This window comes from Pseudarthrobacter defluvii (assembly GCF_030816725.1).
GTDB classification, from domain to species: Bacteria; Actinomycetota; Actinomycetes; order Actinomycetales; family Micrococcaceae; genus Arthrobacter; species Arthrobacter defluvii_A.
Map to the genome: position 1 here is coordinate 241,520 of NZ_JAUSYG010000001.1, position 17,763 is coordinate 259,282.

The 17,763-nt window shown below is 67.7% G+C and carries 18 protein-coding genes; 7 read left to right on the forward strand and 11 right to left on the reverse strand.

Translation table 11 applies throughout. The features are described 5' to 3' along the window. Positions 1–181 precede the first annotated feature (181 nt). Together QF031_RS01010 and QF031_RS01015 are read left to right on the forward strand one after the other, a co-directional pair. On the forward strand, positions 182–682 hold the full coding sequence (locus QF031_RS01010; protein WP_307422885.1) for a sigma-70 family RNA polymerase sigma factor: 501 nt from the start codon (positions 182–184) through the stop codon (positions 680–682). Then, the gene (locus QF031_RS01015) at positions 679–1,332 is read left to right on the forward strand and encodes an anti-sigma factor family protein (RefSeq protein WP_307422887.1); all 654 of its coding nucleotides are present in this window, start codon (positions 679–681) and stop codon (positions 1,330–1,332) included. Before QF031_RS01010 ends, QF031_RS01015 begins: the two co-directional genes overlap by 4 nt. On the opposite strand, the gene QF031_RS01020 is transcribed toward QF031_RS01015, so the two are convergent. Both QF031_RS01020 and QF031_RS01025 read right to left on the reverse strand, forming a co-directional pair. Next, on the reverse strand, positions 1,329–1,844 hold the full coding sequence (locus tag QF031_RS01020) for an SRPBCC family protein (protein WP_307422890.1): 516 nt from the start codon (positions 1,842–1,844) through the stop codon (positions 1,329–1,331). The two genes, QF031_RS01015 and QF031_RS01020, sit on opposite strands and share 4 nt — an antisense overlap. A gap of 27 nt (positions 1,845–1,871) precedes the next feature. Further along, positions 1,872–2,690 (reverse strand): DUF1206 domain-containing protein, encoded by an 819-nt coding sequence (locus QF031_RS01025; RefSeq protein WP_307433049.1) that lies wholly within the window; start codon positions 2,688–2,690, stop codon positions 1,872–1,874. 440 nt (positions 2,691–3,130) lie between these two features. On the opposite strand from QF031_RS01025, the gene QF031_RS01030 reads away from it, so the two are divergent. Both QF031_RS01030 and QF031_RS01035 read left to right on the forward strand, forming a co-directional pair. After that, positions 3,131–4,486, forward strand: coding sequence for a hypothetical protein (locus tag QF031_RS01030; protein ID WP_307422892.1), 1,356 nt, complete (start codon positions 3,131–3,133; stop codon positions 4,484–4,486). Positions 4,487–4,491: 5 nt separating this feature from the next. Next, positions 4,492–4,938 carry a hypothetical protein gene (locus QF031_RS01035; protein ID WP_307422896.1) on the forward strand — a complete coding sequence of 149 codons (447 nt, stop codon included), beginning with the start codon at positions 4,492–4,494 and terminating at the stop codon, positions 4,936–4,938. On the opposite strand, the gene trmB is transcribed toward QF031_RS01035, so the two are convergent. Together trmB and QF031_RS01045 are read right to left on the reverse strand one after the other, a co-directional pair. Next, positions 4,921–5,883 carry a tRNA (guanosine(46)-N7)-methyltransferase TrmB gene (gene trmB, locus QF031_RS01040; protein WP_307422898.1) on the reverse strand — a complete coding sequence of 321 codons (963 nt, stop codon included), beginning with the start codon at positions 5,881–5,883 and terminating at the stop codon, positions 4,921–4,923. The genes QF031_RS01035 and trmB overlap by 18 nt on opposite strands. Before the next feature lie 165 nt (positions 5,884–6,048). Beyond that, positions 6,049–6,546 (reverse strand): hypothetical protein, encoded by a 498-nt coding sequence (locus QF031_RS01045; protein WP_307422899.1) that lies wholly within the window; start codon positions 6,544–6,546, stop codon positions 6,049–6,051. A gap of 138 nt (positions 6,547–6,684) precedes the next feature. Between QF031_RS01045 and QF031_RS01050 the strand changes: the two genes are divergently transcribed. Next, on the forward strand, positions 6,685–8,031 hold the full coding sequence (locus tag QF031_RS01050) for an MFS transporter (protein ID WP_307422901.1): 1,347 nt from the start codon (positions 6,685–6,687) through the stop codon (positions 8,029–8,031). A gap of 8 nt (positions 8,032–8,039) precedes the next feature. Further along, positions 8,040–9,512: an MFS transporter gene (locus tag QF031_RS01055; protein ID WP_307422903.1), complete on the forward strand. Its 1,473-nt coding sequence runs from the start codon at positions 8,040–8,042 to the stop codon at positions 9,510–9,512. Positions 9,513–9,515: 3 nt separating this feature from the next. On the opposite strand, the gene QF031_RS01060 is transcribed toward QF031_RS01055, so the two are convergent. Beyond that, positions 9,516–10,304, reverse strand: coding sequence for an SAM-dependent methyltransferase (locus tag QF031_RS01060; protein ID WP_307422906.1), 789 nt, complete (start codon positions 10,302–10,304; stop codon positions 9,516–9,518). Between the two features lie 318 nt (positions 10,305–10,622). On the opposite strand from QF031_RS01060, the gene QF031_RS01065 reads away from it, so the two are divergent. Further along, positions 10,623–12,500: a DEAD/DEAH box helicase gene (locus tag QF031_RS01065; RefSeq protein WP_307422909.1), complete on the forward strand. Its 1,878-nt coding sequence runs from the start codon at positions 10,623–10,625 to the stop codon at positions 12,498–12,500. 71 nt (positions 12,501–12,571) lie between these two features. Here the strand turns inward: QF031_RS01065 and QF031_RS01070 are convergent, their stop codons facing one another. From QF031_RS01070 to QF031_RS01095, 6 genes are all read right to left on the reverse strand, one after another. Further along, positions 12,572–13,774, reverse strand: coding sequence for an IS30 family transposase (locus tag QF031_RS01070; RefSeq protein ID WP_307422911.1), 1,203 nt, complete (start codon positions 13,772–13,774; stop codon positions 12,572–12,574). Positions 13,775–13,907: 133 nt separating this feature from the next. After that, positions 13,908–15,023: a permease gene (locus tag QF031_RS01075; RefSeq protein ID WP_307422913.1), complete on the reverse strand. Its 1,116-nt coding sequence runs from the start codon at positions 15,021–15,023 to the stop codon at positions 13,908–13,910. A 48-nt stretch (positions 15,024–15,071) separates the two neighbouring features. Further along, positions 15,072–15,722: an MBL fold metallo-hydrolase gene (locus tag QF031_RS01080; protein ID WP_307422915.1), complete on the reverse strand. Its 651-nt coding sequence runs from the start codon at positions 15,720–15,722 to the stop codon at positions 15,072–15,074. Between the two features lie 4 nt (positions 15,723–15,726). Next, the gene (locus tag QF031_RS01085) at positions 15,727–16,044 is read right to left on the reverse strand and encodes a putative quinol monooxygenase (RefSeq protein ID WP_307422918.1); all 318 of its coding nucleotides are present in this window, start codon (positions 16,042–16,044) and stop codon (positions 15,727–15,729) included. A gap of 43 nt (positions 16,045–16,087) precedes the next feature. Further along, the gene (locus QF031_RS01090) at positions 16,088–17,101 is read right to left on the reverse strand and encodes an aldo/keto reductase (protein WP_307422921.1); all 1,014 of its coding nucleotides are present in this window, start codon (positions 17,099–17,101) and stop codon (positions 16,088–16,090) included. Positions 17,102–17,132: 31 nt separating this feature from the next. Further along, on the reverse strand, positions 17,133–17,759 hold the full coding sequence (locus QF031_RS01095) for a nucleoside/nucleotide kinase family protein (protein WP_307422924.1): 627 nt from the start codon (positions 17,757–17,759) through the stop codon (positions 17,133–17,135). Positions 17,760–17,763: the final 4 nt, after the last annotated feature.

Sequence of the window (17,763 nt, forward strand, 5' to 3'; positions counted from 1 at the left end):
GTGCTTTCGTGGCTTGTGCCCCGTCGGTAGACGCCCGGCCCCTCATTACCGGACGCCTACCCCTAGGACGCCTCCCGGTAAAGAATGGTTCACACGCACGCGGGGGTGATGTTCGATTGAACCGAATCCTGCGTCCTGTCGTGGTAACAGCCGGGAGTGCAGGAGCGAGGGGAGGAGTGGGATGCCGCTCGACGACGACGTGGTGGAGGCCATCTACCGTGAGCACGGGAGTGCCCTGCGCCGTTTCGTGCTCAGCGCCACCCACGATCCGCAGCTTGCAGAGGACGTGGTCCAGGAAACGGTGCTCCGCGTCTGGCAGCACGCCCCGGACGTCAATGGCAGCTTCCGCAGTTACTTGTACCGCACAGCCAGGAACATCATGATCGACAACTACCGCCGGAGCCAGCGCCGCCCGCTGGAAGCGCTGGAGGGCAGCCCCACCGATCCGGTCGAGGTGATGGGCCACGTGGATGAGCTGCTCAACCGGGTGCTGATGGAGGAGGCGCTGCTGCGGCTGGGCAAGGAACACCGGGATGTCCTGGTGGCCCTGCATTACCGCCGCTTCACGGTTAACGAGGCAGCCGTCCAACTCAACATCCCCAGCGGCACGGTCAAGTCACGCGCCTATTACGCCCTCCGGGCGCTGCGCACCATCCTGGACGAAATGGGGGTGGAACGGTGAGCACCAACCCGCACCACCTGCTGGGCGCCTATGTGCTGGGCGGCCTCGATCCTGCTGACCTCACCCTTTTCGAGGGGCATCTGCAGGGCTGCGCCGGCTGCCGCAAGGAACTCGCGGTGCTGGAGAAAGTACCCATGCTCCTGGACTCCCTTCCGGTCCCCGACGCGGTGGCGCTGACCGCAGCACCCGGCACAGCGGCGGCCGGCCCCGGCGTTCCCGCCCGGCTTTTCGACGAACTGACCCACCGCCGTCGGACATTACGACGGCGGTGGGCAGCACTGGCAGGCGCGCTCGCCGCCGCGTGCCTGGCGGTAGGCCTGGCGGTGGGGCCTTTGCTCGTCAGGCCGCCGCACCCGGACGCCACCTATTCCGTGGCATCCGGGGGAGGGCTGCAGGTGAACATCGATATGGCCCGGAAGACCTGGGGAACAGAGCTTGCGGTGAGCGGCAGCAGCCTGCCGGCGGATGGGACGCTCTCGCTGTGGGTGCGCGACCGCGCCGGCGGGGAGGACCGCGCCTGTGCCTGGACGGCCACCCCCAGCGGAAAGGTCAAGGTCACCGGGGCAACGCCCATCCAGCTGGGGAGCATCTCGAGCGTGGAGCTGCGTGACGGTGCCCAGCATGCCGTGGCGGTGATTACGGTTCCCTAGGCGCCCGCGGAGTGGCCCGGCTTCCCCGTGTCCTGAACTCGGCGTGCCCTGAACTCCGCCACCAGCGCCTCGTCCTCGCAGGCGCGGGCGAAGGCCTCGATCCGCCGTTCGATCTCATACCCCAGCAGCCAGGTGCCGATCCGCTCCATGACGGGCCGGAGCAGGGCCGGACGGCAGGAAAAGGTGTACTTCCAGACTGCCCGGGTGCCGCCGTCGTCGGACGTGAAACGCCAGCCGCCGCCGAAGTTGGTGAAGAACCACGGGCCGGACAGCATCGTCATGCCCACGTTCCGGGGCGGCGCGTAGGAGACGTACTGGCTCACCATGGCCAGGCCAAGCCGCGACCTGGTACGGGTGCGGACGCCCTTACCTGGCGCCTGTGCTCCATCGAGGAAACCCTGAGCGGAAATGAACGGATCCCACTTGAGCCGGAACTCACCGGTGGTCTGCGAGAAGGCGAACGCAGTCTCCGGGTCAATGCGGATTAGGCGCTCGGCACGTACCTGGGGCATGTTTCAACCTAACCACGCGGCGCGCGGTTACTTGGTCATTTTGGCCAGCCGGGCCCGCATGATCATGTACGCGCCGTAGCAAACCAGCCCGGCTCCCACGGCCGCCAGGAGATAGGGGCCCATCGGCTGGTCGCGGAGTGCCCGCAGGCCGCCGTCCAGGCCCGTGGAGTCCTCCGGATGTTCCTTGATGGTGGCGATGACGATGAGCAGGCCAGCCAGCAGCAGCACCGTTCCCTTCGCCACGTACCCCGCCACACCCAAGGCTGTCACTGCGGTCCTGGCCGGTCCGGGGGACGGCATGCGCAGCTGTTTTTCGAATGATTTCTTCGGTCCCCGGATGCCGTACACCACGCCCGTCACTGCCACGGCCAAGCCGATCAGGACCAGCAGAGCCACTCCACCGGGGGCCTGCATCATGGCGATGGTGAAGTCGCTGGTGGCCTTGCGGTTGTCCCCGCCTGTCCCCGTCCCCGTAACAAAGTGCCAGACGGTCAGGGCCAGAATGGCATACACAATCGCCTGCAGCGTGGGCTTGGCCTTGTTCTTGACCTTTTTCCTGGTGGGCTGGTGGTTGAAGTCGAAGATCGCATCGCCCGCCTGCCAGAGTGACAGCGCGGCGCAGGCGGCGAAGCTGCCCCACAGCAGGAAGGGGCCCACCGGCATGGTCGCCAGCTCGGCCACCGCACCGCTGAAGTCGGCGCTGCCCGTACCGCCCACGGCCAGCCGGACGGCAATGGCACCCACCAGCAGGTGCAGGATGCCGCTGGCCGCAAACCCGGACCGGGCCAGGATCTCGAGGACTCGGGAATTCGTGACGTCCTCGGCCTTGTCGACCACCTGTTTGATTTCTTCTTTTATTGTCTTTCCTTTGAGCAGGCGCGGTAGTGCGCTGGTGTGCGTGCCCTTCTTACAAGGGAAATCGTGCCACGCCAACCGGGTCCGGAACAGTTCGCTCACGGACCTGTGGTGATGGGGAGGGATCCCCATCGCGGGGTTCCGTTACCTGTGCAACCATGAGGACCAGCGATTGACACGAACCGCACTCTTTCCCGGGGGAACCATGACTTTTTACGGCGCAGACATCAGCCAGCTGCGGGCGCTGGCCAAGGCGGCGGACCAGGCAGCGTCCTTGCTGAGCAGCGCGTGCCGGCTCACTGCAGAGCCAGATCCAGTCGGCGCCGTGGAAGGGCCGGGACAGCGAGCGCTTCCGCCAGGAGTGGAGCGCCAGCCACCGGCCCAGCCTGGACAAAGTGGTGGCAAGCCTTCGGGAAAACTCCAAAATCCTAATGAAGCACGCCGATGAGCAGGAGAAGGCTTCCACTGCCGGAAGCGGCGGCTCCGGCGGCAGCAGTTGGAACCGGCTGGCTACCCTGGCCGCGCAGGCCAAGGAATGGTTCCAGGAAAAGGCTGAAGCAGCCAGGGAGCTCGCGGAGCACCGCCGGGACCTGGCGTCAGGGCTGGACCGCATGCTCAACGCCACCCCGGAGGAGCAGGCAAAGTGGTGGGCCGGGCTGTCCGACGCCGACCGCAAGTACCTCATCCAGGGCGAAGGCAGCGATGGCCCCTTTGCCGAGGACCTAATGCGCATGGACGGCGGCATCCCCGCCTCCGCACAGCAGCTGGCCAAGCAGCACCTGCAGGAACTGGCCAAGGCGGACATTCCGGTCTACTCGGAGACGGGCAAGGCCTCCATCGAGGCGCGTGTCGCCTGGGTCCACGGCGGTGCAGAGGTAGGCACCGAGGTGGTGGAGAACGCGGACGGGTCCGCGACCATGAAGGTGTACGGAAACCTGGGCCTGGGCGTCAATGACACCACCGGCACCGCCGGTGCCACGCTGACCGGTGAGGTATCCCGGGAGTACACGTTCGGCAGCGTCGAGGAAGCGATGGCTGCCCGGGAACAGATGTACCGCGACCTGCCGCCGGACAGCATCGGCGATATCAAGGATGTGGCGGGCAATCCGCCCGGGTACGTCCTGGACACCATCAATGACGCTGCCAAGGACAACGGTTCCATGGGACAGGCTGACAAGGCCAAAGGCACGTTCTCCCTCGACGCAAAGGGCGAGGCCGGCACGGCGTCCGGCGGGGCGAAGCTGGACCTCGCCTACGAGCGCAACCTGACTGACGGAACCTCGACGGCCAGCGGCGAGGTCTCCGCGCAGGGCCAGCTCAAACTTGACGGCCGGGTCTTCGAGGCCTCCGGCAAGGGCGGGCTGCAGGTCAACATGGACAAGGGCAACAACATCGACTCCGTCTCGGTGTCCATGGAGGGGACCGTGGCGCAGGGCGTCACCTCCGGTGTGAAGACCGAGGCCGCCAAATTCGATTCCACCGTCACTGCCGGAAGCCAGGGCACTGTCAGGATCGACGTGGATTACTCCCGGGAAAACCGCCCCATCATCGACAGCTACCTGCGCAACGTTGCCCTGGGCAATGACACCGGCGCCGCCCGTGACGCGGCGCGGCTGTACGAGGCAGGCTCCGCCACCGTCCAGGTCAACACCGTTGTCACCGCTACCAACGAGGCAGGCTTCGACCTGAAGGCGGGCGAGGTGGAGGTCAAGACCGAAAACCAGGCCACCACGAACGTCTCCACGTACTATAAGGTCCCCAACGACACCAAGCTCGAGAGGCTCTGAAACCAATGTCAGTGCACATCGAATCCCCGCTGGGCTTCACCGCAGACTTTCCCGAGCACACCCAGGTCCTGGACGACTCCACCGCCGGGCCCAACAGCGAACAGTACGGGCTGCTGAACGGCGTCCTGGTCACCGTCATCAAGGACGACACGTCCGTGCGGGATGCCCCGCAGGCCAACGGCTGGGCGCACCTGATGGCAGGCTTCTACCTTGAGGAACGCGGCGGCACCCTCCTGGCGGAGGGGGAGCTCAACCTCCCCGGCAAGGCTGCCTACGCCGTGGTGGTGGGATATGACGACGACGGCGGGCCGGCCAAGGTGGCCGCCACGGCAGGTATCTGGGAGAGCGGGCGCTTCATGGGCGTGGTGGTCATCTGGCCCTACCTGAACGCGGAGACAGAACCCCGGCTGGACATGCTCAAGGAGATCGTGGGCTCAATCAGCGTGGGCTGAGCAGCCTTCACCCTTTGGTACCTGGCGGCGGCGGTAGCACAGGTCGAAGATCAGCCTGCCGGCTTCATGGGCCTTCGCCTCGAAACTGGTCCTGATCCGGCCCTCGAAGCGCGGAGCCCAGCCGCCAGTTTCGTCCACGCCTTCATTAGGACCGGTATGTTCGGTGCTCACGGGGGCGCGTCCTTCGCGGACGGGTGCTCCGCCCACCACGGATTCAACGCCCGACTGCCACACCTGTGTCAGCGGGCTTTCGGGGCCGCGGCGCTCGCCGTTGTGCAGGTTCTCGAAGTCGGCCGACGCAGCCATGACGTCCCGGACGTGGACGGCATAGTTGGACCAGTCGGTGGCGATCCGGAACAGGCCTCCCGGTTTCAGGGCCCGTGCCGCCAATCTGGCGAACTCAGGCTGGATGAGCCGGCGCTTGTGGTGCCGCGACTTGTGCCACGGGTCCGGGAAGAAGACCCACAGTTCGCTGACCGAGCCTTCGGGGAGCATGGTGGCCAGCACTTCAGGTGCGTTGGCTTCCACCACGCGGACATTGTTCAGGCCCCGGCTGTTGATTTTGATGATGGTGTTGGCCAGCCCCGGGGTGTAGACCTCCACCGCCAGGAAGTTGGTGTCCGGGTTCTGTTCCGCCGCGTGGCAGATGGCGTCGCCAAGGCCGGAACCGATCTCGACGATGAGCGGGGCCTCGCGGCCAAATTCTGCAACTGCGTCGAAGGTGTAGTCGGGGTGGACCGAGGTGTTGGCTACGTGCCGTGGAACGTCAACTGCCCACCGCTCGGAGTGCTCTGCCCAGGCAGCCTGCCGCCGGCCCTGCAGGCGGGTGCCGCGGCGGACGAAGCTGACCGGGCGGCCGCCGTAGGTGCCGAAGGAGGCCTGGGTTCCGGGCGTGACAGGCCGCGGGACATGCGGCTGCTGGGGGTTTTCAGGGGATTCGCTCATCCCTTCCAGAATAGCGCCGGGGCGGGGTGCCAGGAGCAGCAGGGTCAGGGCTGGGGCGGGGTGGCAAGAGCAGATGGGTCAGTGCTGGGCCGGCTTGCAGCCGTCGTGCACCAGCTTGGCACCACACAAATCAGCAGTTTGGCGCCACTCAGATCCGGTGCGCGGTCAAAACAGCCCCAAGTTGTCCAGCGCTGGACCCAATGCCAAAGCGAAGACCAAGCCGCTGAGACACAGCGCAACGGCCGCGGCTGACCGTTCACCCGATCCCGGTGGCGACCCCTTCAGGGCGGGGATTGCCAGCCGCAGGGCGAGCGAGGCAAAGAGGAGCGGAAGGCTGAACAGCACCAGGGGAGTTACCCAACGCCTGCTGGAAGAGCCATCGTCCGAATACGTCATCAACATGGCGAACATGGAAACCGGTGCGGTGAGAATCATGCTTGCAGGGGCAATGATCGCCAGGACCAGGCTGTTAGCTCCTTTACGTTTGGGTGCACCCGGCTGCGGCTGGTCCGGGCCGCCCTGGACGGGAGGCGGCCCCACCCCGTCCAGCGGTACGGGTTCCAGCGATGTGTTTTCCCGCAGTCCGCTGTCCGGCGGCCGGCTCTCCCGCCGTGCGCTTTCCAGCTGTGCGGGGCGGGGTTCTGGTGGCGGTGTGGTTTCCATGGTGCTCCCGTTGGTTGGTGCGGCCAGGTGCGTGGCCGCGGCTGGTTACAACGTATGAATCCGGGCACGCGCGCCGGAAGGAGCGCGGGCCCGTATGTGGATAACTCCACACCGCCGCCCGCCTGCAAGAATGGGCGGATGACTGACGCAACGAATGCCGAAGTGGGCATGCAGCAGCGACGGGCTGACTCCGGGGAACCGCAGGGCCGGGCCAGGGCGGGCAGCAGCCTGGTGGAGCTCAGTACCCTGGTGGATGCAGAAATCGATGAACTTCCGGCGCCGGAGCCCACCCGGGTGGGCAGCCGGCGCGCCCTGGCCTACCTGGGCGTGTGCCTGGTCCTGATCGGACTGAACCTGAGAAGCGTCTTTTCCAGCCTCTCCGCAGTCCTTCCGGAGGTGACCTCCCAGGCGGCGCTGCCCGGCTGGTCCGTGGTGGTGCTGACCACGGTTCCCGTGACACTGCTCGGCGTATTTGCGCCGCTCGCCCCGGTCCTGGCACGCCGGTTCGGGGCCGAGCGGGTGCTGCTGGGCGCCATGGCCTTGCTGACCGCAGGGCTGCTGCTGCGGCCGGTGGACACCGGGGCCGGTCTGGCAGGCAGCGGACACCTGCCGGCCCTCCTGGTCGGCACGGCGGCCTGCGGCGCGGCGATCGCGCTGTGCAACGTGCTGCTCCCCGGCCTGGTGAAGCGCGACTTCCCGCACCGGCTGGGGCTCATGGGCGGGCTCTACACCACCGCCATCTGTGCCTCCGCCGCGCTGGGAGCCGGGTTCACCTACCCGGTCTACACGGCGACGGGGGAATGGACCAAGGCACTGTGGGTCTGGGCCGTGCCCGCCGCCGTCGTCCTTCTGTTGTTCCTGCCCGTGGCACTGCGGCAGGGGACTGTCAGGCACCAGGCGGTCAGGGATGGTGTGAACGTGTGGCGCTCATCGGTCGCCTGGCAGGTGACCATCTTTATGGTGCTGCAGGCCATGATGTCCTTCAGCGGTTTCGCATGGCTGGCGCCCATCCTCCGTGAGAGGGGCGTGGACGGCGCCACCGCCGGACTGATCGTCGCCGTGTGCATTGTCCTGCAGATGCTTGGCTCGCTGTTCGCCCCCGCCCTGGCTGCAAGGTTCCGGGACCAGCGCGCCATCAACACCGTGGTGGCGCTGATGACCGGCGGCGGATTCGTGCTGAGCATCCTGGGACCGCTGGACCTCATTTGGGTGTGGGCCGGACTGCTGGGGCTGGGGCAGGGAAGCCTGACCGCCGCCGCGCTGACCCTGATCATGCTCCGCACACGCGACGGGCACACCGCTGCCCACCTTTCGGGCATGATGCAGGGGGTCGGCTACGGGGTGGGCTCCACGGGGACGCTCATGGTCGGCCAGCTGCACCAGGCCACGGGGTCCTTCGTCCCTGCCGGCATCCTGTTCATGGTGGTGGGCCTGCTCGCGGCGGTCTTCGGCTACCGCTCCGGCCGGAACCGCTACGTGGGATAGGAACTGCCGTGCAGGATTCCACGCTCTCGGGCCCCCGTACCGCCAGCGGAATCTTCCGGGCCCCGTACCTCTGGGTAACGGTCGGTACGTGCGCCCTGGTGTTCCTGGTTGCCTTCGAGTCCCTGGCCGTTACCACCATCATGCCCGTGGTCAGCAGGGAGCTGAACGGCGGAAGCCTGTACGCACTGGCCTTCGCCGGGCCGCTGGCAACGGGCGTAATCGGCATGGTGGGAGCCGGCAACTGGTCCGACCGGCGCGGGCCTGCCATGCCGCTGTATGCCTCCGTGGCGCTGTTCGTGCTGGGCCTGCTGATCGCGGGCACGTCGGTGTCCATGCCTATGCTCGTCGCGGGCCGCCTGGTCCAGGGCCTCGGCGGCGGCGCCCTCACGGTCGCGCTCTACGTGCTCGTGGCCCGGTTCTTCCCCGGCACGCTGCACCCCCGGATCTTCGCCGCATTCTCGGCCGCCTGGGTAGTCCCCTCCCTCGTAGGGCCTTTCGCCGCCGGCGTGGTGGCCCAGGTTTTCAGCTGGCACTGGGTGTTCCTGGGCGTGGTGGTCCTGGTCATCCCCGCGCTGGCGATGATCGTGCCGGTGCTGCGTGGCCTGGATGAGCACGCAGGCCTGGAGGAGCGCGAAGGAAACGGCCAGTCCCACGAGGCCGGACGGCCGAAAGACCCAGGCCACGCAAAAGACCCGGGCCAGTCACCCCAACCGGTGCCGCCGTGGGCGTTGGGCCGGCTGGGATGGGCGGCACTGGCGGCGATAGCGGTGCTGGCCCTCAACCTCTCGGCCGACGTCAGCATCCCGGCATTTCCCGCCGCCACGGCACTCCTGGCCTCCGCCGCCGTCGTCCTTGCCCTGGTGGCCGTCCGGCCCCTGGTGCCCCGCGGTACCCTGGCTGCCCGGCGGGGGCTGCCCAGCGTGATCCTGGCACGCGGCCTTGCCTCGGCGTCGTTCTTCGGTGCGGAGGTCTACCTTCCCTATCTGCTGATCGACCAGTACGCGTTCCCGCCCACCCTCGCGGGCCTGACCCTCACGGGAGGTGCACTGGCCTGGGCCGGTGCTGCGGCGGTGCAGGGCCGGCTCGGTTCCCGGCTGCCGCACCAAAGTGCGGTCCAGGCCGGCTCGCTGATGGTCCTGGCTGCGGTGCTCCTGGCGCTGGCCACCGCGGCGCTGCACTGGCCGCCGGCCGTCGCCATTGCGGGGTGGGTCCTGGCCGGCGGCGGCATGGGCCTGCTCTACCCGCGCCTGAGCGTGATGACCCTGGCACTGTCCACTAAGGAGAACGAAGGCTTCAACAGCTCCGCCATGTCCATCTCCGACTCCCTTGGCGGCGCGCTTTCGCTGGCCACGACCGGTATTGTCTTCGCAGCATTCACGACGGCGGTCCACTCCTTTGCGGGTGTCTTCGCCTTCACCGCGGTCATCGGCGTCGCCGCGGCGCTGGCGGCGCCGCGCGTCACCGACCGCCCCAGCACCTGACGGTCAGGCGAGGCGGGTGGCGCGCACCACGACGTCGGCGATGGTTGTTTCCTGCCCTTCGGGTCCGGTCACCGGACGCTCCCGGCTGGTGAGGACTTCAAGCTGCCACTCCGGACCGCCAAGCCCCAGTTCCCGCACCAGGTCGTCCGCTGTGTAGAACATGTCCCGGTGCTTGTGGTGGTCGTTGCCCCATGGCGGCAGCCGGTCCGGGTGGTGGCCCACCACCAGTAAGGTTCCGCCCGGCTTCACCGCTGAGGCCGCGGTCCGCAGGGGAACCCGCCAGTCGAGCTCCTGGGAGTGCAGGAACTGCGATGTCACCAGGTCGTAGGAAGCCTCCGGCTGCCATTGCGTCAGGTCTGCCAGCTGCCAGCTGATCCGGCTCCCCACCTCCCCGTTGGACGCGTGGACGCTTTCCCGTGCCAGCTCCGCCAGCTCGTGCGAGTGCGCCCGTTCCAGGGCCACGGCGGAAACGTCGACGGCGGTCACGGACCACCCCTGCTGGGCAAGCCAGATGGCGTCGGCGCCTTCGCCGCAGCCCAGTTCCAGAGCCTTCCCCGGGCGCAGGCCGCCGGCTTCACGGACCAGTTGCGGGTTCGGCTTGCCGCTCCAGAGCCGGGCCTTGGTGCGGTAGCGTTCGTCCCACACTGAAGCGGCATCCATTCCGCCGCCGGCCGCCTCCGGCGGGCCGCCGCCGTCGTGCGCATGATTACCGTGCGCTTCGTACCCCTGCGGCTGGTGCCCGTGTGCGTCCTGCTGGTGCGTGTCCTGGTGCTGCTCGGGGTGTTCGTTCATGCGTCAACCCTGCCCCTCCCGGCCCCTGATGGCAACGCCGGGCACGGGAACCGGGCGGCGGGATGCTAGACTGATGGAACTTGATGTGCAGTGATGCCGCCTGCTCCGCGTCTGGAGATCCTTTCCGGGGAGTGGGCTTTCTTCATGTGAGAGGCACATCCTGCGTCGATGAACGCGTTCCATTTGGTCCCGGCCGGCTGTCCTTATTTACAGCGCCCGGTTTGATCACCTGACTTTTCTTCGGCGAAACCCCTGGTCCAACCGGCATCGGGGGCCGATATCCGCCCGGATACCGCCAGAAAGACCGTAAAAAACTACATGACTACTTTTGCTGCCCTCGGTACTCCCAAGGCCCTTGCAGACACCCTTTCCGCGCAGGGAATCGTTGAACCGTTCCCCATCCAGGTCAAGACCCTTCCGGACACGCTGTCCGGACGTGACGTCCTGGGCCGCGGCCGGACCGGATCCGGTAAAACCATCGCTTTCGCTATCCCGCTTGTAGCAAGACTCGCTGAGCGGGAAGCCAAGCACTTCCGCAAGCCCGGCCGCCCCATGGGCCTGGTCCTGGCACCCACCCGTGAACTGGCAACCCAGATCAACGCCACCATCGAGCCGCTGGCCAAGGCCGCGGGCCTGAACACCACCGTGATCTACGGCGGCATCTCCCAGGCACGGCAGGAAAAGGCGCTGCGCGCCGGCGTCGATATCGTCATCGCCTGCCCCGGCCGCCTGGAGGACCTGATCCGCCAGCGCATCCTCACCCTCGAGGCCGTGGAAATCACCGTCCTGGACGAGGCCGACCACATGGCAGACCTCGGCTTCCTGCCCGTCGTGAAGAAGCTCATGGACATGACGCCCAGCCAGGGCCAGCGGCTGCTCTTCTCCGCCACCCTGGACAACGGCGTGGACAAGATCGTCCAGCGCTACCTGTCCAACCCGCTGACCCATTCCGTGGACGATCCGCAGGCCGCGGTGACCACCATGGAGCACCACGTCCTGGTGGTCAACGACCAGACCGTCAAGAAGCAGCTGATCGTGGAGCTCGCCTCCGGCGCCGGCCGCCGCGTCCTCTTCATGCGGACCAAGCACCACGCCCGCAAGCTGGCCAAGACCCTGACCGACGCCGGGATCCCCGCCGTCGACCTGCAGGGCAACCTGTCGCAGAACGCCCGTGACCGCAACCTGGCTGAGTTCTCCAACGGCGACGTCCGCGTCCTGGTGGCCACCGACGTCGCAGCCCGCGGTGTGCACGTTGACGACGTCGAACTGGTCATCCACGTGGATCCGCCCACCGAGCACAAGGCGTACCTGCACCGTTCAGGCCGCACCGCGCGTGCCGGTTCCGACGGCACCGTGGTCACGCTGACCCTGCCCGAGCAGCAGACCGACGTGAAGAAGCTCATGAAGGCCGCCGGCGTGGACGTCAGCTTTGAACGCGTCACGGCCAGCTCGCCCATCGTGGCGGAGCTCGTTGGTAGCATCGCCGAGAAGGTCGACCCCCGCACCCGCGCCGCACTGCTGGCAGCGAAGGCCCCCAAACAGGGCGGCGGCACCTCCACCGGCGCCAACGCGGAGCGCAAGCGCGCACGCCGCCAGGCTGCACCCACCGCCGGTGGACGCGGCGGCCGTGGCGGACGCGGCAAGGTTGCAGCCGAGGCAGTTCGGACGGACGTACCCCGCGCCGAGCGCCGCGCCGTTGCCTTCGAGGGCCGCACCGAAGCCCGCGCAGCATTTGACCGCAACGCGGAGCAGAACGAGGACCGCGCAGTGGCAGCAGCAGCTGCGCGGCGCAATGCCCGCGGCCGCGGCACCGCTGCCGGCACCCACCGCAACGACGTCCCCGCAGCAGGTGGCCGCTCATCGGCCGGCCGCGGATCGGACGGACGTGCAGCAGAGGGCCGCGGCGATTCCCGCATCACCCGCAGCGCCGCTCCCCGCGGCGGCACCGGCCGTCCCGCCTCGGGCGGACGCCCGGCGTCCGGCGGTGGCCAGCGCAGCGGGCGCCCGGCCACCGGACAGCGCGCAGCGGCAAGCGGTGGCAGCAAAGCCGTCTGGTCTTCCAACACCGGCGGAACCTCAGGCGGTTCCTACGGCTCGGGCAGCGGCAGCTCAGGCAACGGCGGTTCAGGCCGTCCGGCCCGCAGCGGCCCCCGCCGCGCGTCCGCACCGGCGTCCAATGAGCGCCGCGGCCGCTAGCAACGCCTAGCCCATCGAGTGCTCCGCAACTGTCGTTTAGGAGGTGGAAAGTCAAGTGGTCGTTGCAACGGTTAGGCTGCTGCGGCGAGGAGGAGTTCGTTGAATTTCTGCTTGGGTGTTGCGAGGCCGAGGGTGGGGCGTGGCCGGTTGTTGAGGCTGTCCTGAACTCGTTTGATGTCCTGGGCGGTGTGGATGGACAGGTCGGTGCTTTTGGCGAACCAGTGCCGCAGGAGCCGGTTGGTGTTCTCGTTGGTTCCGCGTTGCCAGGGTGAGTGCGGGTCGCAGAAGTAGATGTCCGTGTCGATCGCGATCTGGATTTGGGCGTAGCGGGCCATCTCAACGCCGCGGTCATAGGTAAGGGTTTTGCGCAGGTCCGCAGGCAGTGCGGCGAACGCGGTGATCATGGCCTTGGCGACCTCGTCTGCGCTGTGGCCGTTGGGCAGGTGCAGCAGCATGGTGTACCGGGTGGAGCGTTCAACGCAGGTCCCGATCGCTGAGTTGCTGGCCACTGAGCCGAGGATCAGGTCGCATTCCCAGTGTCCGGGAACGGCCCGGTCCGCGGTTTCAGCAGGGCGTTCGGAGATCTTCAGGGCGTCCTTGAACGGGCTGTTGTTCCGGCCCCGGCCCTTTCCGTCAGTGACCCGTTTGGCCCGGCCGGTGCTCAGCTGCCGGTACAGGTCCTGGCGGACATGACCGCGGCCCTGGACGTAGATGGCCTGATAGATCGTCTCGTGGCTGATCTGCATCCTCTTATCGTCCGGGAAAGCACCGGCCAGGACCAGCGAGCACAGCTGCGGGGACCAGCCCTCGTCCATGGCGGACTCCACGAAGCGGGCCAGCGGTTTATGGGCGAGTTTGTGTTCCCTGGGCCGGCGGGCGTTCTGACCTGCCTTTAGCTGTGCGACGTCGGACTGGTAGGTTCCGTCATCGCAGCAGTTCCGCCTGGCCTCGCGCCAGATCACTGACCGGTCCCGGCCCAGTTCCCTGCCGATCGCCGCGTAGGACCAGCCATCTCGCAGGCGCACCATGATCACCGCCCGTTCCGACAGACTTAACCTGCCCGAGCCAGGGGCGCCATCCGGAAACGGCGCCCCTGCCGGCCCTCCACGATTGCCCTTGGACATCTCCACAGGGCCCATCTTCCGGACCCAATGCCGCACCGTTGAGGACCACAACCCCGACACGCGGCACGCCTCTTGGATTGAGGCTCCTTGCCGCAGCAAAGCAAAGAAACCGTCCCGGATCTCATTCCCAAAAACATATCCCGCTGGCACCGCAACACCCCTTCAAATGGCCCTGTTGCAATGACCATATGAATCCGCCAGGTTCTGAACGACAACTGCGGAGCACTCGATGCTTTTAACGGGGACTTGGCAGCCGGGATCAGAGGCCGCGGGTGCCGGTTGATCAGGTCAGTGCGGTCATGGCGAGCGCGCCCACCAGACCCATGCCCATGACGGCGAGCCCCGTGGCTACGATGACCCGGCCGGGAAAGGCCGCGCGGACCATGAGCATCGAGGGCAGGCTCAGGGCCGGCAGGGTCAGCACCAGCGCCCCCAGGGGTCCCATTCCAACGCCGGCAGCCATCAAGGCACCGATGATGGGGATTTCCGCCGCCGTCGGGATCACGAACAGGGTTCCGACGACGGCGAGCAGGACGGCTGCGAGAACGCCCCACGATGCGAGCGTGCCGGCGTCCGGGAACAGTAAGCCACGGAAGCCGCCAAGAAGCATCACCACCACCGCGTACTCCGGCAGGAGGCGCACCGCCAACCCGACCAAGGCTTTGGCGAACCTGCCCACCGCGTCGGCGGCTGTTCCGGCGTCGGCGGGTTCGTCCTCCGGCTCGGCGACGCTGGTCCCGCCCGCCAGGCGGCCAACAAGCAGCGTGATGCCAAAGACGAGGATCACGCCCGTGCCGACGCGGACGGCGACGAACTGCCAGGGGAGCACGAAGGCCATGAATGCCAGTGCTGCCGGATTGAGCACCGGGTTGCCCAGCCAGTACGCCAGCGCGGAGCTTACGGGAACCCCTCTGCGGCGGATGTTCAAGGCGACAGGTGCCGCGCAGCACGTGCACATCATCGACGACATCGACAGGAGCCCGCCGGAGACCGTGCTCACGGCCGGGCCACGCCTTGCCTGGAAAAGTGCGAGCAGCCGGCTGGCTGGAAGAAACGCCTCCACCGCCGCGGCCACGAGCAGGCCTGCCACGAGCGCCTGCCAGATTGACCCCATGTAGGCGAGGCTGTACTCGACGGTCGAAGTCCACGACGGGGACGGCGGCGCGCTTGCCTTGCCGGACAGGACGGAGTTTCCCAGCGAGTGGCTGTCGGCCACCACCGGGATCTTGAAGGCGTAGGGATACCACTTGGCCCAGGTGAGGACCGCGATGGCTATCCCGGCCGTGGCCAGCGTGCCCACAAGCACGCCGCGCCGGCGATGCCGGGCCGCTTCGGCGGCGCTCCTCTGGTCCAGCTGCCCGATGTCTTGGGGTTCGACGCCTACGGCAATGTCCTTCATACGTTCCCGGAACCTTCCTTGTGGGAGCTGGTGGCAGCTGGTTGAGCGTTACCAGCCCCTGGCGCGCCACTCTTCCAGGTGCGGCCGCTCGGCACCCAAGGTGGTTGGCTTGCCATGCCCGGGATGGACGACGGCGGAGTCCGGGTAGGCGCCGAACAGCCGCTCCGTGACGTCGGACAGAAGCTGGTTGAACCGTTCAGGGTCCTTCTGCGTGTTGCCCACCCCGCCCGGGAACAGCGAGTCACCGGAAAAGATGTGCGCCCGCCCTTCCGGATCCTGGTACACAAAAGCGATGGAGCCAGGCGTATGTCCCCGCAGGTGCAGTGCGGTCACATCAAAACCATCGAAGTTGCCGACGTCGCCATGGCTGAGCCGGACGTCCACGGGAACCGGCAACGCATCGGCGTCGTCCGCCCCTGCAGCTGTCCGCGCCCCCGTAGCCGCCACCAGTTCCTCCAGCGCCCGGACGTGGTCCCAGTGCTGGTGCGTGGTGGCGATCAGGGCCAGCCGCGGAGCTGCGGACGTGTCCGCGGCCCCGTCGGCCAGCAGCTGCTGGATGGCGGGCAGGTCGTCGGCGGCGTCAATCAGCAGCTGTGCCCCGCTGGCCTTTGCCGTCAGCAGGTACACGTTGTTGTCCATCCCGCTGACCGAGATGCTGCGGATGGTGAGGGCCGGCAGGTCGTAGAGAAGTGACTCCATGGGCTCAGTCCAGGGACGGCTGCAGGTCGAGCGGCAGCGTTTCCGAATAGACCTGCTTGGACGGCGGCCCTGCAAGTACCTCGTGCAGCGCGCTCTTGCCCTCCGGCGTCTGACGCCACGCTGCGTAGTCGTCATGGTCCTGGGTGGTGGCCCAGGTCTCCACCACCAGGAAGTGGCAGGGATCGGCGTCGTCCACCAGTGCTTCGATGCCCAGGTTGCCGGGCCAGGCACGGGTGGCGGCAAGGGTTTCGGACAGGTACTTGGCGGCGTCAGCGCGGTAGTCGGGGTTGAACCGGACTTCGAAGTGGACGATGGCAGGCATGGGGCTCCTTGGGGTCGGTCAGGATTGGCGGTGGAAGGGACTGCTATTCCCGGCCCTCGGACACCCACTTGGGGTCCGCGGAACGGGAGCCGACGACGGCGTCCGAGGCCGAGTCCAGCACCTCCAGGTGCGCCGGGGTGAGGTCCAGGGACAGCGCACCGAGGTTTTCGTCGATACGTGCGGCTTTGCGGGTACCGGGGATCGGGACCACCGGCAGGCCCAGCCGCTTGCCTTGTGCCAGCAGCCATGCCAGGGCCACCTGCGCGGGCGTGGCCTGCAGCTGGTCTGCCACGGAGCGCACTGCGTCCACCACCGCCTGGTTGGCGCTTGCTGCATCGGGGGCGAAGCGTGGGATGCTCCGGCGGAAGTCCTTGGCACCCAGGCTCGAGGTATCAACGGTTCCGGTAAGGAAGCCGCGGCCCAGGGGAGAGTAGGGGACGAAGCCGACGCCCAGGGCGGCTCCGGCGGGAACCACGTTGCGTTCCACGTCGCGGCTCCAGATGGACCACTCGCTTTGGACCGCGGCGATGGGGTGGATTGCCGACGCATCCCGCAGTTCCTGTGCCGTCACTTCGGACAGGCCCAGGTGCCTGACCTTGCCCTGCTTCACCAGCTCGGCCATGGCGCCCACGGTCTCCTCGATGGGGACACGCACGTCCCGGCGGTGCATGTAGTAAAGGTCGATCACGTCCGTGCCCAGCCGCTGCAGGCTCCGCTCCACGGCCTGGTGCACGTATTCAGCATCACCGCGGATGTCCGTGTAGCCGTCAGTGGGTGTGCCCACCAGGGCGAACTTGGTGGCGAGCTGGACCTCGTCCCGCCGGTCCTTGAGCAGCTGGGATATGAGTTCTTCATTGCTGCCGCCGCCATAGATGTCCGCGGTGTCGATGAAACTGACGCCGGCGTCGACGGCGTGGTGCAGCGTCCGCAGCGCCTCGGCGGGGTCCACCTCGCCGTACACCGGGGTGAGGGCCATGCCGCCGAAGCCGAGGGGGCTGACGGCCAGGCCGTCGCCGAGCGGGACAGGGTTGACGGGATTGGTGGGGACGTTAGCCATGGGTGCTCCTGTTCGTTTCCTGATGATGACGTTACAGCCAGGGTATGACGCGGTCGGCGGCCGGGCGGGTGGCCTGGATCAGCCGGGCATTGGCTTCGTCGGGCCCGGTGGCCCAGGCAAGGGCGGCCGCCCGCTCCATTCCGAACGACACGTGCCGGTCCACCAGCCGCTGCAGCCGGAGTTCGGGCGGGGTCTCCAGGAACCACACCTCGTCCAGCTGGGCCCGCACCTCTTTCCAGGGCTCCAGGTCCGCCAGCAGGTAGTTGCCTTCGGTGATCACCAGCGGGATGTCGGCGGGGACGGCAATGGAGGCGGCTACGGGCTCATCAATGGTGCGGCGGAACTCCGGCGCGTACACCACTGCCTCGTCCCGCCGCACCAGGCGGCGCAGCAGCGAAAGGTACCCGCCGCCGTCGAACGTGTCGATGGCCCCTTTCCGCTCCCTGAGCGGCGTTCCCTCAATGATCGCGTTGCCCAGGTGGAAGCCGTCCATCGGCACCACAACGGAGCTTTCCGGGCTGAACTGCTCCTGCAGCCAGGCGGCGAAGGTGGACTTGCCGGACCCCGGCGCCCCGGCAATGCCCAGGATGGTCCGCGTGCCTGGAACCATTCTGCGCCGCAGCGCGTCGACGGCCTGGGCGATCTCGGGGGAGTCCATGGCA

Coding starts and splice junctions, on each gene's coding strand:
- QF031_RS01020 (WP_307422890.1), bottom strand. CDS start 1,844: ATGCCCCAGGTACGTGCCGAGCGCCTAATCCGCATTGACCCGGAGACT.
- QF031_RS01035 (WP_307422896.1), top strand. CDS start 4,492: ATGTCAGTGCACATCGAATCCCCGCTGGGCTTCACCGCAGACTTTCCC.
- QF031_RS01075 (WP_307422913.1), bottom strand. CDS start 15,023: ATGAAGGACATTGCCGTAGGCGTCGAACCCCAAGACATCGGGCAGCTG.
- QF031_RS01060 (WP_307422906.1), bottom strand. CDS start 10,304: ATGAACGAACACCCCGAGCAGCACCAGGACACGCACCAGCAGGACGCA.
- trmB (WP_307422898.1), bottom strand. CDS start 5,883: ATGAGCGAATCCCCTGAAAACCCCCAGCAGCCGCATGTCCCGCGGCCT.
- QF031_RS01010 (WP_307422885.1), top strand. CDS start 182: ATGCCGCTCGACGACGACGTGGTGGAGGCCATCTACCGTGAGCACGGG.
- QF031_RS01030 (WP_307422892.1), top strand. CDS start 3,131: ATGAAGCACGCCGATGAGCAGGAGAAGGCTTCCACTGCCGGAAGCGGC.
- QF031_RS01050 (WP_307422901.1), top strand. CDS start 6,685: ATGACTGACGCAACGAATGCCGAAGTGGGCATGCAGCAGCGACGGGCT.
- QF031_RS01095 (WP_307422924.1), bottom strand. CDS start 17,759: ATGGACTCCCCCGAGATCGCCCAGGCCGTCGACGCGCTGCGGCGCAGA.
- QF031_RS01065 (WP_307422909.1), top strand. CDS start 10,623: ATGACTACTTTTGCTGCCCTCGGTACTCCCAAGGCCCTTGCAGACACC.
- QF031_RS01080 (WP_307422915.1), bottom strand. CDS start 15,722: ATGGAGTCACTTCTCTACGACCTGCCGGCCCTCACCATCCGCAGCATC.
- QF031_RS01085 (WP_307422918.1), bottom strand. CDS start 16,044: ATGCCTGCCATCGTCCACTTCGAAGTCCGGTTCAACCCCGACTACCGC.
- QF031_RS01045 (WP_307422899.1), bottom strand. CDS start 6,546: ATGGAAACCACACCGCCACCAGAACCCCGCCCCGCACAGCTGGAAAGC.
- QF031_RS01090 (WP_307422921.1), bottom strand. CDS start 17,101: ATGGCTAACGTCCCCACCAATCCCGTCAACCCTGTCCCGCTCGGCGAC.